We start from the raw sequence: 15877 nt of genomic DNA, 5'->3' as shown, positions 1-15877 counted from the left end.
TGCCAACTCATCTCTAGCCTACGCCTCATATGATGTTCTTGTTCATCAGCTCGCACTCTTTACGGTTAGAAGGCTAGCGGCTTGACCACCAAGGACGGTGGAAATGCAGATATTGCAGGAGCAAAATATCTGCCCTCCAGACCAATCCTCGCGGATAAGCCCTTGCCATTCGCTAGTAGTTAACGTTTAATAACAGCATGTTAATAAACGGTGACCTTCCTACAGAGGACTTTCACCTCATTAGTTCATGCCCATGCTGGGCGTACACAAGTCATTAAAGCAGGACAAAAAACAGTTGGTTTTTGCTCGTGCCTCGCTTATTTTAACCAACTATTTTATTGCCTCTTAATGAGGCGTTAGCTACCCATGGAAGAGTATGTGCTTTTTAAAAATTCACAGTAAAAATCACACTTTCAAGAAGTTTTGTGAAACAACAAAAGTTCCTGTTTATAGTGTCTTTGATAAAGATGAATATAGAAACAAAAGTAAAACTAGGAAAAGCGATTCTTTTGTTGTTTCCTTTGACGTTTCTGATGCTGAATGGGACGATTTCCCTTCTCAAGTTAATGACGCTATAAAATTCTTAACTGCAAACTTTTCCGAATTGGATAAGCTAATTGGTGAAATCCCAGACGCTGATGGTTATTTGGATTTCCCTTTATATTCTAGGTTAAACGAGGAAGTGGTTAATCAAAATGATCACCTTCCCAAAGAACTAATTCGCCTAGCTGGAAAGTTAGGTTTAGGTATAGAAATGGCTATCTATTCTCAAGAGGCATTTGAGTAAAGGGTAGCTAACAAGTTACTCAAAAGGACGCAAAACGCTTGGCTTGTGCTCCTTCGTCGCTAATTTTAGCCAAGCATTTGTGCGCCCATTAGTAAGGCGTTATAACTCACTATGAAATTACACATAACTTTATTTATTTTAGCAACATTGGGATGTTCTTTTGGTTCATACTTTTTTGGATATAAAGTTGGTGCCGAAGACGGGGCTAAGCATACAGTTCAGACGTTTGCCAGTGACTCTATATCTCAAATGAACAAACACACACTAATTTTGGAAGCTTTTAAGCAGAATCGGTTGGACTTAGCTAGGGAAGGTGTTGAGTTACTTGTCAAAAATGATAATGAACACAGGAAAAACATTGAGTCAATCGTAGCTAAGGAGTCATTTGACTTTTGCAAGTTATAACAAGCTGCCAAATCAAGATTCACCAAGGCTGTCATGCCATTTTCTGTGCAAATCGCCCGCCAGTACTTGGTTCACTTATTAGCAGGGCGATATATTTTCGGAGTGACCATGAAGTATGTTCTTATCTTGCTAGGAGCGCTTACTGCCATTTTGCTTCATAGCTCACTGATGATATTGCAGGCACCATTTTGGATAGATGCGGCAAGTACATTTGAAAAAATCACTTAAATTCTGTAGATGAATTTCACAAATTGTTTTTCATTGTGTGGTTTACCACGCCGAAAGTTGCTCTTCTAGCAACAGTATGTGGTGTGATGTTGAGCTATACATCAAAGGTAAGGTTTTTTATGTACCCAGTGGTCATAACCACCATATTTACTTTTTATGTGCTTCCAAAGTTACCTATATTGTCCACTCTGTTCTCAAATGCACCAAGTGAGCTAGGACACTACTTGAGAAGTGTCGCCTTCGTTTATTCAAATGCTCACAGTAGTAACTAAACTCTTGCAATGTGCCTACAGGACCATGAAACAGTTGGCCAAATTCAGTGGCCATTAACCATGGCTGTCTCAATGTTTTTTGTTGCTAGCACGTGGCCTAAAAAGCTAGCTGTTAATCCGAAGGTGAACACAAAAAAGCTCCGTAAAAACGGAGCTTTATTTTTGAATATATGAAGGGATCAGTCTATTAGGTCCAGCAGCTCAAGTCTTTCTTTCGCTAGAATATATCTTGCGCGAACATCATCAATTTGCTGTTGAGTTAATGCCTTACCAAAGGTACGAAGACCTCCAGTAGCATCATTATGGTGAATACCAAAAGCAAACTTAAGGTATTCCATAAGCAACGGCTGTGCATCAAGATATGATATGGAATTCATAGCCTGAGAAATTTTATTTGCCTCAGCCCATTCGCCATTATTAACATACTCCTGCATAGTGACACTCGCTTTCGGGAATATACAACCTACACCTGTAATTCCACCGCATGCTCCAGCAAGTCCGGCATGTACAGTTACAGTGTCAACACCTGCTAAGATTTTTAACTCTTTGTTCTCTAACATCAGCGTTTCAATAGTAGAAACATCTGTAGTCGAAATTTTGAGAGCCGTTACTTCAGGTAGAGCAGAAAGTCTTCTAAGAATATCTGTTGAAAGTGCGTGATATCCGGCGGCATCAGGGTTGTTATAAGGCATAATGGTTACGCCAGCCTCTTTTGCTGCTATGGCAGAAAGCTCATAGTACGCATACATCTCTTCGTCAGAAGGAACGTCCTTAGTTTTTGGTGGCATCACCATTACGGTATCCACTCCAACCGTCGCTAGTTCTCTAACGATAACAGCAAGCTCTTCTTTAGTTTCTGCCGCTGCGCCACTGATCAACGGGACATTGTATTCTTTAGCAACTTCAGAAAGGGCTTTAAGTGCAGAAAGACGCTGCTCTGAGCTTAGGTAGCTATTCTCACCTAGCGTACCAGAGCCAACAAGTCCACCCATTCGGCTTCCGCCTTTACCTTGAACTTTTAAAATATCTGCAGCGTATTTTTTTGTTGTATCAAAGTCAATTTCAAGAGCACCGGATTCTGACTCTTTTAGCCATGTAAACACGGCCGGCATAACGGTGTATCGCCAATCTGAACTATTCGTTTCCATCATATTACCTTTTACTTAAAAATTATTTTGCATACATTATACATGACGTATTATACCAGTTAAATAACTTTGGGAAAAGCGGGAGATTTATTGGGTTGCGCCGCCAAAGACTAAAGTTAACGCTCTAAGCGGATTACACGGCAAACTTCAGTTGTTCTCTGAACTCAGAGGCCTACACATTAGCCTCCGATTATTAATCAACAAAGCGATTTCAGCTGTAAATTCACATTTAGCTGCTATGCTTTATCTCGATGGAATAGAGCGCTACTCTACATTGTTAGCTAAACATACAGGAGTTAATTTTATGCTGAATATTGAGATTGATGTACCAAACGCTATTGCCACACTTTCCCCAGATTCAAGCCTATCAGAAGCTGACTTTAAAAGGGTAACTGCAGTCATTGACCCCTTCATTGAGCAACACGGTAAGCTAAACGGGTTAATCATCTCTGTAGAGAGCTTTCCTGGTTGGGACTCTTTTGGCGGCCTTTTATCCCACTTAACTTTTGTAAAAAATCACCATAAAGAGATCAAAAATATCGCCCTAGTGACCGACTCTTCCCTTAGCTCATTTGCTGAAGATATCGCGAGTCATTTCATATCTGCAAAGGTAAAAGCTTTTAAGTGCCATGAGTTCGATTTAGCCAAAACTTGGATCGTTTCAAATAACGATGAGTAACGTATTGCTTTATCGCGTATACGAGTTAGATAAGCCTGTTGTCATTGAGAGCCTAAGAAAAGCTATCGCTGACGACTGACAATAATGGATCACAATGGGTAGGCGCCCTCTCCCTGCCCGTTTTTACTCAACGCCCCCATATTTCATAACAAATAATGACCGAAAAACATGCAGCTTCTCGGCAATTTTATAACCCGAATGTAGCCTAACTGAACAGCAGTTTACCGAAGCGCTCAAGTTAGGCTGTTGCGCTTTTTCCTGCTTAGCTTGCATGCTACACTCAGCCTCACTTTTATGAATTTATAATTGATATTATCCTATGAAACAGTTGCTCGACTTTTTGCCTCTGGTTATCTTTTTTGCCGTCTATAAATTTTTCGACATCTACATCGCCAGCGGCGCCTTAATTGCCGCCACCGCATTGCAGCTAATGATTAGCTACATGCTGTATAAAAAATTAGAAAAGATGCACCTCATTACCTTTGCAATGGTCACTGTATTTGGCTCATTAACCCTTATTTTGCATGATGATTCCTTTATCAAGTGGAAGGTCACTATCGTTTACGCCTTGTTTGCTATTGCATTAGCTGTCAGTCAGTTTATGAACAAGCCGATTTTAAAAAGCATGCTGGGCAAAGAGCTGGTTGTAGAGGACAAAATTTGGGCGCATGTCACTTGGTATTGGGTACTGTTTTTTGTCGTCTGTGGCTTAGTTAATATCTATGTAGCCTTTAGCCTGTCGCAAGAGACTTGGGTTAACTTTAAAGTATTTGGCCTAACCGCCCTAACCCTCATCAATACCGTGCTCACTGTATTTTATCTATTTAAAAACATGTCTGAAGAAGATAAGAAGGAACTCAAATAATGTGGTACATGATTTCGTCACAAGATATTGAAAATAGCTTAGAAAAACGCCTATCTGTTCGTGCAGATCACCTTGCTCGTCTACAGTTATTAGCCGATGAAGGCAAGTTGTTGATTGCTGGCCCACACCCAGCGATTGATAGCGAGAACCCAGGCGAAGCAGGCTTTACTGGCTCTTTGGTAGTTGCTGATTTCCCATCTCTTGAAGATGCGCAGCGCTGGGCTGATGCCGACCCTTATATTGCCGCTGGCGTTTACCAAAGTGTTATCGTAAAACCATACAAGTTAGTGTTGCCGTAAATAAAAGGACTCAATAGTGAAGATTGTTTCATTTAATATCAATGGATTACGTGCAAGATTGCATCAACTGCAAGCCTTAATCGATAGCCAACAGCCAGATGTGATTGGTTTACAGGAAACTAAAGTACACGATGAGGCTTTTCCGCTCGCCGATGTAGAAGCCATGGGCTATAAAGTGCATTACCACGGCGGTAAAGCGCATTATGGTGTGGCAATGCTGTCTAAAGCGGAACCATTAAAGGTTCAAAAGGGCTTTCCGACGGATGAAGAAGATGCTCAACGCCGGATGATTATGGGCACCTTTATGCAGGAAAATGGCCGTCCACTAACTGTGCTAAATGGCTACTTCCCTCAAGGTGACAATATAAGCCATGAAACAAAGTACCCGGCTAAGCGTAAGTTCTATAAAGACCTAATGGTTTATTTGAATGAACATCATAGCGCTGATGAAGATATTGCCATTATTGGTGATATCAATATCTCTCCAGTCGATTTAGACATTGGCATTGGTGAACCTAATGCTAAACGCTGGTTGAAAACGGGGAAATGTAGCTTTCAACCTGAAGAACGTGAATGGCTTAAAACACTGATGGATTGGGGCTTGATTGACACCTTCCGTCAGCTGCATCCAACTCGCAGTGAGCGCTATTCGTGGTTTGATTACCGCAGTAAGGGTTTTGTTGATAACCGTGGCCTACGTATTGATGTGGTTTTAGCAACCAAATCATTGGCTGAGCGTCTTGTCGAGTCAGATGTCGATTACGATCTACGTGGCATTGAAAAGCCATCAGATCATGCGCCGATTTGGAGCAGTTTCAGCTAGCTGAAATATGGTTTAAACTAACAATGCCAGCGTTACTGCTGGCATTTTTGTATCTGTTGTTAAGCCAACTAAAAATAGTAGCGGCTAGCCAGTTGCCACTGCTGCTCTAGCAACTCGGCACTCGCCCCCTGCGCCGCCCGTGCTGGACGATCTGAATCGATAAGGTTGTATTCCCCCTGCAAGAACCAGCCTTTCCGTAGCTGATAAGCATATGAAACGCTATAAGCTTGACCATTTTCACTGTTGTTATCATCAAGGGTACTATCGTTATCTTTTACTGCGAAATCTTCTAACCTCACAGTTAATCGATGGGCTTGCCAGCGCTTGCTAAACAGCAAATAAGCACTGTGGTAGTCATTATCAACCACAACCATGCCATATGGAGACCGCATCATGGTATCGCCCTGCAGGTATTGGCCGATAAAATCAATCCCGTTCGGTAAGCGCCACTTGGAGCCCACATAGGCAAAGCGGGTTAACCATGCATATTGCCCCTGCTTTACCACGCGGGTATCGGCATTATTGTTGTAGTAACCGGCGTTGACTTTTCCTTTGCCTCGCCACTGCCAATTGCCACTGATGTGATACCCTAGCCGGTTATCGAGTTCAATAAACGGATCAGACTCTGCAGCTTGTCCTGCTAACATACCGCCGTTGTTACGCGCAGGGATAGCGCTTAACGGGATCTGTTCTTGCCAGAGCGTCTGCCTAGAACTTAGCGTCCAGCCATGCCACGCTAGCATTGCTCCAGTGGTGTCGTTATTGATAAAAGTCTCAACATTGAAACCAAAGTCATGCTCTGATTGGGAGAATTTACCAAGGTGTTGCAAACCGATATTTGCGCCGATATGCCGAACCTCTTCGGCAAACCAACTATTGATAGATGAGTAACTCAAGGTATAGGGAGATGACCACGCCGTGGCGACGTTTTCCAGCGAAATGTGCGGGTAAATAATGCCCGTTTTTGCGGTCACTCTAAAGCCATTGTCCCAAGGTAAACTTTTATAACTGATGTACGCCTCAGTGATCCCTACATTGTTTTTCACCCCATCCCAATAGGCATTAGCAACAACATGTGCCCCGATGCCATTTTCCCAAGTGGCTCGATAACTTAATCCACCTTGAGCGAGTGAAAAATGAGCATCAGGATTAAACCTGAATTTTCCAAGGCCGCCGTCAACAAAGGAACGCAGCCCATCGGTATAAGTGGCGCGTACATCTACGACGCCTGATACCTTTTGCTCAACGGCGTAAACGTCTTGAGTTAAACATAAGCTTAATACTACGAGTATCCTTACTGTTGTATTCATCTGTTCTTCTTATTAGTGAGTTGGAAATTCAACAAGCCACTGGCTGAGTGCGTCAGCATCTATTGGCCGTGATAAATAATAACCTTGTGCCATTTCGCAACCTCGCTGTTTCAACCAAGATAAAGTCGCCTTATCCTCTATTCCTTCAGCGACAACCGTTAAGCCTAAGCTGTGGGCTAGCTGCAAAGTAGAATTGACGATGGTTCTATCATCACCATTGATCATCAGCTGCTGAATAAAAGAGCGATCTATTTTGAGTTCGTCGACCGGCAACTGTTTAAGCTGCGCAAGTGATGAATAGCCAGTGCCATAATCATCAATTGATAACTTAAGGCCGTATTGGCGCAATACACTTAACTGTTTGATGGCTGTTGCAGGATCGGCGACCACTGCATCTTCAGTGATCTCTAACGTCAACGCTTCAATAGGCATATTCTGGTCGGATATAATGTCTAGCACCCATTGGCAGAAAGTCTCATCTTTTAGGTTTTCAGCGGAAATATTTATCGCGATTGACAGTTCAATCCCTTGACGTTTCCAGCGATGATATTGCGCTATCGCTTCGACCATAACCCAGCGAGTTAAGGCATTCATTTGACCTGTTTTCTCCGCGATGGGAATAAATGTATCGGGCGGAATTAAACCTCTAACGGGATGCAACCAACGTACAAGGGCTTCAACGTGAGTGACTTTATCTAAAGCGAGATCGAGCTTAGGTTGGTAGAAAAGAACCAACTCATCATGCTCAATGGCCGATTTTAACTCATTGATCAGCTGTAAGCGCTCTAAGGTATTAATGTCAATTCGTGAGTCATAAACTTGGTCGTCAAGCTTGTGCTTTTTAGCATGATGTAATGCAGTATCTGCTTGTCTAAGTAGGGTGACTAAATCCGCTGGCGGGTAATAAAATGCGGTGCCAACGGTGACTTGCAGATGCAAGTTGATATCTTGATAAAGGTACTCTCGCTCAATATTGGTTTGTAGCTGCGCAAGGACGTCTTTAAGCGACTTGGCATCAAGATTTTTAAAAGCTAACACATATTCATCAGCCGATAAGCGACACACTAAATCGATACCAGTCATGGCAGTTAGTCGGCGCCCTACCTCTTTAATCACTTCATCACCAACGACATGGCCTAAGGTGACATTGACTTCGGTAATACGGCGAATATTTATCAGGCAGATAGCCACGTTCTGCTGCGACTCAAACCAGCCCGCGGTGACCCGCTCCAGTTCATTACGATTGGCAAGATTTGTTAAAGGGTCATGGTAGGCTTGAAAAGCAATTTTGCTTTCTCGACTCAGGATCGCTTGCTGCATCACGGTAAACTCTTCGGCGAGTTGCATCATCTCGACACTCGTGCCGACTGAGACTTTGCTATGATAATTACCTTTAGCAATATACCTCGCCTGCTCCACCAGTTTTTTTATCGGTTTAGTGACGCTGCCGGAGATCATAAAGGCCAGTAACATCGATAAAGGCAGCATCAATAGAATGAGTCCAAGCTGCCATAACCACTGTTTTTGAAAGGATTGTAAAAGATCAGACCTAGGTTGATACATGTAAGCATGTAGATGCTGCTCAGCCATGCTACCAAGGTATTGCTGCCACAACAGGTATTCAGTATTGTCTAAGTCGCTTTCGACAAACCGTAACACTGCAGCGCTATCTTTTGCTGCCATAGTCGACTCACCACTGACTAAGAATCGGCTTGGTGTACCTTCCTCAGTCAATAAGAAACCCGTATGGAGTCCAGTCAATTGCTGCAAGGTACCCGCAAGGGCTTCATCAATGACAAAACCAAAGCCGACCCAACCAATCACAGTGTTACCACCACTGGTTAGCGGTGCAAACTTAATTTGGTAAACTCTGTTATCTAACGCGTACAGCGAGTCTATTTGCTGAAAAGCACTGTCTAGCGCATAACGAAAGGTTTGGTTTTGCTCTGGACCTAAGCGCACCTTTTTCACACCCGCTTTGTTGTATTGGTTTATCAACTGTCCAATAACTTTGCCATCAGCCGAAACCGCTATGGCCAAGTCAGCGTTAATGCGTTTGCGGTGGTTATTGAGTGCGACTAGAAAACTACGACTATCGCCATCAATAAATATATCTTTTAAGCCAAAGTCTTTGGCCGCGGTTTCAGCGAAAGCTGATAAATAGTAGTTACGATTGTCGTATTCTGACTTAAAGACTAATTGCGCCACTTCTAGCTGGTTTGTAAGCTGCTGTGCGGCTAGACGTTGATTATTGTTGTAGGTGATCACAAACGAAATCATTTGCACCGCGAATAACAGCAACATAAAAAAAGCGAAAATACGGATCTGCAATCGATTCATTTGCCTAAAGAATCCGTTTTTCATTCGTAGCCTTCCAAAAACTCAAAGTCATCAAGGCTTTTTTGCTCCGGGATTTGCCCCATTTCAGCATTGAGCGTTGCAGTAAAAACTAACGGCTTATCATTTTTGTGGATCGTAAAGACTTGACGATGATTTGGACTATTGAGCTGCGGGTGCCACACAATCAGTTCGTACTCTCCAGCAGGAATACCATTAAGCTCTGTAGTGCCGTCTACGCCTGTTGCGGAGAAATATGGCGTATCGACCACCAAGATATGACCGCTCATCCAATCGTGGATATTACACCCCATCGAGATCTGGCCTATTTTGTCAAAAACCATGGTTTTAGTGGCATCATCTTGGCGTAGTTTAAACGAAAAGCGCTTGGGGCCAATTGCAGAATAAATATGGTGGGTTATATCATCATCGTTAACAAACTGTAGCTCGTGGCCTTTTTGAACCACGGTAATGTATGGGGTGAACTGTTTATCTTTTTGATGGACTTCAACTGGAATTGCCAATTCTTGTGCAGCTTTCTGTGTCTTATCAGCGCTACTGGCATCATCTATGCTTTTTGCTTGCAGATAAACAACCATGTTATCCATAGCGCGCGCGTTGGCATCGACTACCTTGATATGCACTTTTGTGCTTAACGCCACATCGGCAGGTTCTGCAGCAAATACCCGTGTTGAAGTTTGCATTAACAGCGCACCTAAAGAGCACAATGCAAACAGCGCTACTGCGAAAATTCTAGTGATGACATCCATATTGTTTCTATTCCATTTCAAGCGATAGTGATAAATAAGCTGATCTGGAAAAGAGAAAGGCAAAGCAACAAAAATATTACAAATTATTTTAGAAAAAGAATAGCTTGAACAAATTTCTACCACAAAAAAGCAGAGCCTTATACCAATCAGTATAAGAAGTTGATCTACTCAGAGCGGCTTTGATGCAGCGTTAATGAAATTGAACGTAGAATAACTATGTCCTTCATTCATTATAAACCACATGGCCTAGCATGTTCCTGACATGCTTAAGGCATTCCCTCCATCCTTGGAGGTCAGATGTGGTGAATGTCATTAATGCACGACTATATGGATATAGGAGGTACGAGACCAAGGATGGTCGAAGGTAGAATAATGCAGGAGCAATTATCGAGAGTAACGCAGGAGCAGTTACCGAGGAGCATTTAATGACCTTACCTCAAAGCCGCTAAACTCTCGCTGAGCGATCAAATCTTTATACTGATTGGTATAACTTTATGCTGAATTTTAGACATAAAAAAACCGAGGTCGTTAACTTAACTACCTCGGCTATTTGAACGCTTATCACTAATCTGCTTTTTTATACTCAGTGTAAGCTTCACCCGCTTTAAGCCACTCAGGTGCTGGTTTACCTTTTAAGTAGTGATCAAAATATTCCATCATACGAATACTGTAATCTAGCTTATTAGGGTACTTTTTAAGGTGATGAGGTTCATCCTGATATTGCAGGAACACCACATCTTTACCAGTACGGCGCATCGCCAAATACAGTTCAACCCCTTGCTCCCACGGCACTGCGTCATCTTTGTCACCAAACATGATCATCATTGGCGTGTTAATTCTTTCAACATAGAATACTGGCGAGTTCTCGATATATTTTTGCGGTGATTTGAATAAGCTTTCACCTATGCGGCTTTGACCAGTTTCATACTGAAACTGCCTTGCTAAACCACTGCCATGACGTATGCCACTGTATGCACTTGTCATATTAGACACTGGTGCACCTGTCACTGCGGCTTTAAATATATTGGTTTTAGTCACCGCAAAAGCAGTTTGGTAACCCGCCCATGAATGTCCTTGGATCCCAACGCCTTGTGGGTCGGCAATACCGATATCAATTAGATGTTGCACCCCAGAAGTTAACGCTTGAACAGAGCTATCTCCAGGGTAACCGACTTCAAAGCGGATATCTGGTAGAAAGACCGCGTAACCATTGTCAGCGAACCAAGCAAAGTTCGGACGATGATTAAGTTTCATTTGCGGGAACGAATGTAACCTGTCACTCATAAAGCGATAGTAATAAACGAGCACAGGGTAACGCTGACCCTCAACGTAGTTAGTCGGCTTAATCAGTACACCATCAAGCGGCTTACCATCGCCATTGGTCCATTGTACTAACTCAGACTTACCCCAGTTAAATGCCCGTCTTTGTTTATCAAAGTCTGTCTGACGGGTTGCGTTCTGTGGTGATAAATAGTCCGCGGTATACAGATCAGGGAAGAGATCATATTGCTCTTTAGAGAACACCACTGTTTCCGCGTCTTTACTGCGAGCTAGAAGCTTTAACTTGTAGTCACCGCCTACAAGTTTAGTCACGCCTGCAGTGCCTATTTGCGCTTGATAAAAACCATCACCTTTGGTGATATCGCTATAACCTTGGAGCAGCACCTGTTGGTTATTGCTCAATACACTCGGACTGTCTTTATCGTCAACCAGTCCAGTTACCCGATATTGCACTCCCTCTTTACGTCCCAGACCTGCGGTCAGGTTAAAGGTCTCATGAGAAAGTGTATTTAACTGCCAGATGTCGAACTTGTCGTAAATAAGCAGCCCAGAGTCATCAGCAAGCCACGGTCCGAAACCATAGCCTGGTGCATTCGATGGATAATCGTGGTCTTCGTCTGCAAAGGATACATCTAAGCTCTTAGTAACATTAATTTTCCTATCATTAGCTATTTCGTATAGGAATGCGTTTCCTTGCAGGTAATAAGCAACAAACTTTTCATTGGGCGAAAGAACAGGCTCTGAGGCACTACTCTGTTGACTCAACACCGGGATTTTACGCCCGGTATTGATGTCTACTAAATAAAAATCACGATAAAAACCAGCCCAAGTGATCATTTTTCTATAGGGCAGATCAGAACTAGCCAGCGCATATCGCTGTTGTTGCTGAATCTCGACATCAGGAACTTGTAAATCTGCAAGTTGCACCAGATTATTACCAGTAACATGCAGCACAGCTAGATAAGTACGTTTAAGCTCTTTCTTATACTGTTTGACTTCATGAGGCTTTATACGAGGATCTTCACCATGCCAAACACGCAGCGCTCGCTGACCGGTAATGATACTTTGATCATACAAGTCCGCTTCTTTTTCTACTTTTGCTAATTCGATTTGTTGGCTAACCTGCGGCACTCGTCCGAAAAACAAGCGTTGGCTATCATCAGAGAAGCGTAATGCAGCGTAACGATTTAACGTCCACTCTTTTGACGTTGGCGCTGAACTAATCTGACCGGACTCAATATTGTACAAAGATAATGAATATTCGCGTCCGAATGGTGCTTGTTTATCATCCCCGAAAGTAAACCCTAAGTACTTACCATCATCGCTTAATGCCAACGAGCCCAGCTGCTGCTGTTTTAAACTATGAACGATCTTAGCGCTATTGTTAGCTAAATTGACTAACCTAAGTTCATGTTTATCAGTCGCGACATTATTTATCGCAAGCGCAAAATGCTTACCAGTCTTGTCAAAATTAAATGCGGTAACATCTTTAAAGGTAACTGATTTCAATTCATTAAGTGCAACAAGCTCGACGGTTGAACCTTGGTCGTCATCATCAACTTTAATATCTTTTTTACTTGTTTCAGCGTTATCTTTAGCTTTAGCCTCTTTTTTCTTGTCTTCAGCTTCATACCAAATAGCAATATGTGAGCCGGTTTCGTTAAATTCAAACGACTTAACCCGCTCATAACGCAGCTCTTTGCCAGTGTTAGTATCGACTAACACCATACCTGACTTAAGCTTCTTCTTTTCTTTCTTTGACGCCATCTCAGTCGTCAACAAAGTCTGTTTGTCAACAAAGGCAACATATCGACCGTCATAGCTTACCTTCGGCTTACTGCCACCTTCCACACTAAACTCTTTTTTGGTCACTAGGTTTTTAACTAAACCGTGACTATCGCCCCTGTCCGGTGAAACCTCTACCGCCAGAGTTTTCCCAGTGTCCGAAATCACAGGTTTGCTGAGTGATTCGAATCGCATGATATCATCTGGGGTAATTGCGGATGTCGCCGCAAGGAGACTTGCGGGCAATAAGCTGGCTGTAAATAACAGCAATGATTTACTAGGTAATGACTTCAAGGTCTTCCTCATTATTATATAGTTATTAGACTAAAGTAGACTTTTTTAACCTTTAACGATCAATCATCGTCATAAGCACCAATTTTTGCAAGTTACCCTACAGAAAAAAACGTGAGATTGCTCACCTTTTCCTGTGAAAAGTGTTTAAAAGTGTTTAAAATACGTCGCACAAAACGAAAATAATACTAAGGGATGTTGCTACTCCTTTAATGGAAGCTGTTGCCCTTGAATAAATGCTGATATGACTCAAGTGTTTACATGTCAGGTATGGCATGAAACACAAATGACACCAGTATTTCTTCAAGTGCAGCATGATTAGCAACAAACCTTTAATCACTTGCTATGTCTTTAAGACATGGTTAGACAATTGCAGTAACGCCTCAGCGCGGTAGGATTATCCATGACAAAAAGAACTATAACCGTAATTCCTGGTGATGGAATTGGCCCAAGCATTATCGACTCAGCAATAAAAATTCTCGATAAAGCAGGTTGTGATTTTGAGTATGAATTTGCAGATGCAGGTCTCGTTGCACTCGAAAAGCACGGTGAATTATTACCTCAGCGCACACTAGATTTAATTGAAAAAAACCGTATTACCCTTAAAGGCCCACTAACCACGCCAGTTGGTGAAGGTTTTACCTCTATTAACGTGAGCCTACGTAAACAATTTAGCCTTTACGCTAACGTACGTCCTGTATTGTCTTTTAAAGGCACTCAAGCTCGTTACGACAATATCGATATCATCACAGTTCGTGAAAATACCGAAGGCATGTATTCAGGCCTAGGCCAAACGGTTTCTGACGACGGCGCAACTGCCGAAGCCACCAGTATTATTACTCGCCAAGGTGCCGAGCAGATTACCACTTTTGCTTATGAACTTGCCCGTAAAGAGGGTCGTAAAAAGGTTACTATCGTTCATAAAGCTAACATCATGAAGTCAACTTCAGGTCTGTTCTTAAAAGTCGCGCGCGAAGTCAGCCTGCGTTACCCAGACATCGAAACTGAAGAGATGATTGTAGATGCAACTTGCATGAAACTAGTCATGAGCCCAGAGATTTTTGACGTGATTGTTACCACCAACTTGTTTGGTGATATTTTGTCAGATCTTTGTGCTGGCCTTGTGGGCGGACTTGGTATGGCACCAGGTGCAAACATTGGTAGCGACGCTGCAATTTTCGAAGCAGTACATGGCAGTGCGCCTGATATTGCAGGCAAAAACCTTGCTAACCCAACATCAGTAGTTCTGGCGTCAATTCAAATGCTTGAATACCTAGGCATGAGCGACAAAGCAGAACTTATTCGTAGTGCAATCACTGCAGTGATTGAAGAAGGTGACCGTACAACTCGCGATCTAGGTGGTACTCATGGTACAACTGATTTCACACAAGCAGTTATCGACCGTCTTTCATAAATAAGTCGTCGTACACAAAATATTAAAAAGGCCCCGTATGCTATGCATGCGGGGCCTTTTTATTCTGCGACTTAGGCTTCTACCAAGGTTGAGAAGGCCTTAAGCACAAATGCACGGTCACTTCGTCGCGATCGTGATAAAGATGCTTTGCTGCTATGCTGAAATCATTCACATCGTTCTCTTTTAAGATCTCTTCCATCGTTGCCAGTATGGTCGACACCTCTTTATAGCGAGCCTTCATCGGCAGCTTCAAGTTAAAGATAGCTTCTTTAAACCAACCGTTAATCGCCCATGCTTCCACTAATTCAGCCACACGAGATGGCTTCTCAATCATGTCACACACTAACCATGTAATGTTCTTTCGTGGAGGTTCAAAGCGGAAACCATCGGCTTGATAATGTTTTACCTGACCCGTTTCCATTAACTTTTCATCCATAGGACCATTATCAACCGCAGCGACAAACATACCACGCCTTACCAATTGATATGTCCAACCGCCAGGACAAGCACCAAGATCCACCGCTCTCATACCACTACTAAGACGAGTCTCTTGCTCTTCTTTCGGTATAAAATGAATAAATGCCTCATCTAACTTCAGCGTTGAACGACTCGGTGCATCAGCGGAAATCTTGAGACGAGGGATCCCCATAAAATAGGGAGAGCTATTGCTGCTTAATGAGAAGCCAACGTAAGCTTGACCCGGTGCAACAAAACATACGTGAATTATCGGCCGCTTTGGATTCTCTTTCTCTAGTAAGTTACCCGACTTTCTCAACGCCTGTCTTAGCGGTACGGTAAACTTGCGGCAGAAATTAGACAGCTCTTTTGCTTCATTAGTATCAGGGGTTTCAACTCGTAATTCACCCGCCTTATGAATATCTGCCAAAGCCTCTACAATTGGAGAGATACGATCTTGTTCAGGTAATCCCTTTAATAGTGCTTTAGCGGCAAACATCTGCCTAGCGAAGATCAATGAATCAAGACTGATCTTCTTTGCTAAGACCTCAGCATCTCCCGCTTGGAAACACTGAAATATGACATATGCATCATTGGTGTTTGTCTTTACAAATCCACCAATGTCGAGCTCAGCGGCACGCACTTGGATCTCTGCCGCGCAATCTTTCTCATAGCCAGCACGGCAAAATAAAAATAGGTTTATCATTGAATTTCCTGAAGATAACAA

At 42.7% G+C, this 15877-nt stretch carries 13 protein-coding genes; 7 read left to right on the top strand and 6 right to left on the bottom strand.

From position 1 onward, the window contains the following. Window positions 1-376 precede the first annotated feature (376 nt). Window positions 377-787, top strand: coding sequence for a hypothetical protein (locus AB4135_RS18320; protein ID WP_371994894.1), 411 nt, complete (start codon window positions 377-379; stop codon window positions 785-787). 111 nt (window positions 788-898) lie between these two features. After that, a complete protein-coding gene (locus tag AB4135_RS18315; RefSeq protein ID WP_371994893.1) occupies window positions 899-1192 on the top strand; it encodes a hypothetical protein in 294 nt (97 codons plus the stop codon). Window positions 1193-1871: 679 nt separating this feature from the next. On the opposite strand, the gene AB4135_RS18310 is transcribed toward AB4135_RS18315, so the two are convergent. Continuing rightward, on the bottom strand, window positions 1872-2840 hold the full coding sequence (locus tag AB4135_RS18310) for a dihydrodipicolinate synthase family protein (RefSeq protein ID WP_371994892.1): 969 nt from the start codon (window positions 2838-2840) through the stop codon (window positions 1872-1874). A 304-nt stretch (window positions 2841-3144) separates the two neighbouring features. On the opposite strand from AB4135_RS18310, the gene AB4135_RS18305 reads away from it, so the two are divergent. From AB4135_RS18305 to xthA, 4 genes are all read left to right on the top strand, one after another. Further along, window positions 3145-3519: an STAS/SEC14 domain-containing protein gene (locus AB4135_RS18305; RefSeq protein WP_371994891.1), complete on the top strand. Its 375-nt coding sequence runs from the start codon at window positions 3145-3147 to the stop codon at window positions 3517-3519. Window positions 3520-3838: 319 nt separating this feature from the next. Further along, entirely contained in the window at window positions 3839-4384 is a 546-nt protein-coding gene (locus AB4135_RS18300; RefSeq protein WP_371994890.1) for a septation protein A, read from the top strand. Then, complete coding sequence (locus AB4135_RS18295; protein ID WP_220736167.1) at window positions 4384-4683, top strand: YciI family protein; 300 nt, start codon at window positions 4384-4386, stop codon at window positions 4681-4683. Before AB4135_RS18300 ends, AB4135_RS18295 begins: the two co-directional genes overlap by 1 nt. A 16-nt stretch (window positions 4684-4699) precedes the next feature. After that, window positions 4700-5506 carry an exodeoxyribonuclease III gene (gene xthA / locus AB4135_RS18290; RefSeq protein ID WP_371994889.1) on the top strand — a complete coding sequence of 269 codons (807 nt, stop codon included), beginning with the start codon at window positions 4700-4702 and terminating at the stop codon, window positions 5504-5506. A gap of 68 nt (window positions 5507-5574) precedes the next feature. Here the strand turns inward: xthA and AB4135_RS18285 are convergent, their stop codons facing one another. The 4 genes from AB4135_RS18285 to AB4135_RS18270 all read right to left on the bottom strand — a co-directional run bounded on the left by AB4135_RS18285 (window position 5575) and on the right by AB4135_RS18270 (window position 13283). After that, the gene (locus AB4135_RS18285; protein ID WP_371994888.1) at window positions 5575-6816 is read right to left on the bottom strand and encodes a hypothetical protein; all 1242 of its coding nucleotides are present in this window, start codon (window positions 6814-6816) and stop codon (window positions 5575-5577) included. A 12-nt stretch (window positions 6817-6828) separates the two neighbouring features. Beyond that, window positions 6829-9180: an EAL domain-containing protein gene (locus AB4135_RS18280; RefSeq protein ID WP_371994887.1), complete on the bottom strand. Its 2352-nt coding sequence runs from the start codon at window positions 9178-9180 to the stop codon at window positions 6829-6831. Further along, window positions 9177-9923, bottom strand: coding sequence for a hypothetical protein (locus AB4135_RS18275; RefSeq protein ID WP_371994886.1), 747 nt, complete (start codon window positions 9921-9923; stop codon window positions 9177-9179). The genes AB4135_RS18280 and AB4135_RS18275 overlap by 4 nt, the downstream gene beginning before the upstream one ends. A 564-nt stretch (window positions 9924-10487) precedes the next feature. Continuing rightward, the gene (locus tag AB4135_RS18270) at window positions 10488-13283 is read right to left on the bottom strand and encodes a prolyl oligopeptidase family serine peptidase (protein WP_371994885.1); all 2796 of its coding nucleotides are present in this window, start codon (window positions 13281-13283) and stop codon (window positions 10488-10490) included. Between the two features lie 400 nt (window positions 13284-13683). Between AB4135_RS18270 and AB4135_RS18265 the strand changes: the two genes are divergently transcribed. Then, a complete protein-coding gene (locus AB4135_RS18265) occupies window positions 13684-14694 on the top strand; it encodes an isocitrate dehydrogenase (RefSeq protein ID WP_371994884.1) in 1011 nt (336 codons plus the stop codon). A 79-nt stretch (window positions 14695-14773) separates the two neighbouring features. Here the strand turns inward: AB4135_RS18265 and rlmM are convergent, their stop codons facing one another. Beyond that, window positions 14774-15856, bottom strand: a complete 1083-nt coding sequence (gene rlmM / locus AB4135_RS18260; RefSeq protein WP_371994883.1) for a 23S rRNA (cytidine(2498)-2'-O)-methyltransferase RlmM — start codon at window positions 15854-15856, stop codon at window positions 14774-14776. Between the last annotated feature and the right edge of the window lie 21 nt (window positions 15857-15877).

This window comes from Shewanella sp. 10N.286.54.B9, from assembly GCF_041468565.1.
GTDB lineage: Bacteria > Pseudomonadota > Gammaproteobacteria > Enterobacterales > Shewanellaceae > Shewanella.
This window is presented reverse-complemented; position numbering and strand designations above follow the sequence as displayed.

Coding starts and splice junctions, on each gene's coding strand:
- AB4135_RS18320 (WP_371994894.1), top strand. CDS start 377: ATGTGCTTTTTAAAAATTCACAGTAAAAATCACACTTTCAAGAAGTTT.
- AB4135_RS18315 (WP_371994893.1), top strand. CDS start 899: ATGAAATTACACATAACTTTATTTATTTTAGCAACATTGGGATGTTCT.
- AB4135_RS18310 (WP_371994892.1), bottom strand. CDS start 2,840: ATGGAAACGAATAGTTCAGATTGGCGATACACCGTTATGCCGGCCGTG.
- AB4135_RS18305 (WP_371994891.1), top strand. CDS start 3,145: ATGCTGAATATTGAGATTGATGTACCAAACGCTATTGCCACACTTTCC.
- AB4135_RS18300 (WP_371994890.1), top strand. CDS start 3,839: ATGAAACAGTTGCTCGACTTTTTGCCTCTGGTTATCTTTTTTGCCGTC.
- AB4135_RS18295 (WP_220736167.1), top strand. CDS start 4,384: ATGTGGTACATGATTTCGTCACAAGATATTGAAAATAGCTTAGAAAAA.
- AB4135_RS18285 (WP_371994888.1), bottom strand. CDS start 6,816: ATGAATACAACAGTAAGGATACTCGTAGTATTAAGCTTATGTTTAACT.
- AB4135_RS18280 (WP_371994887.1), bottom strand. CDS start 9,180: ATGAAAAACGGATTCTTTAGGCAAATGAATCGATTGCAGATCCGTATT.
- AB4135_RS18275 (WP_371994886.1), bottom strand. CDS start 9,923: ATGGATGTCATCACTAGAATTTTCGCAGTAGCGCTGTTTGCATTGTGC.
- AB4135_RS18265 (WP_371994884.1), top strand. CDS start 13,684: ATGACAAAAAGAACTATAACCGTAATTCCTGGTGATGGAATTGGCCCA.
- rlmM (WP_371994883.1), bottom strand. CDS start 15,856: ATGATAAACCTATTTTTATTTTGCCGTGCTGGCTATGAGAAAGATTGC.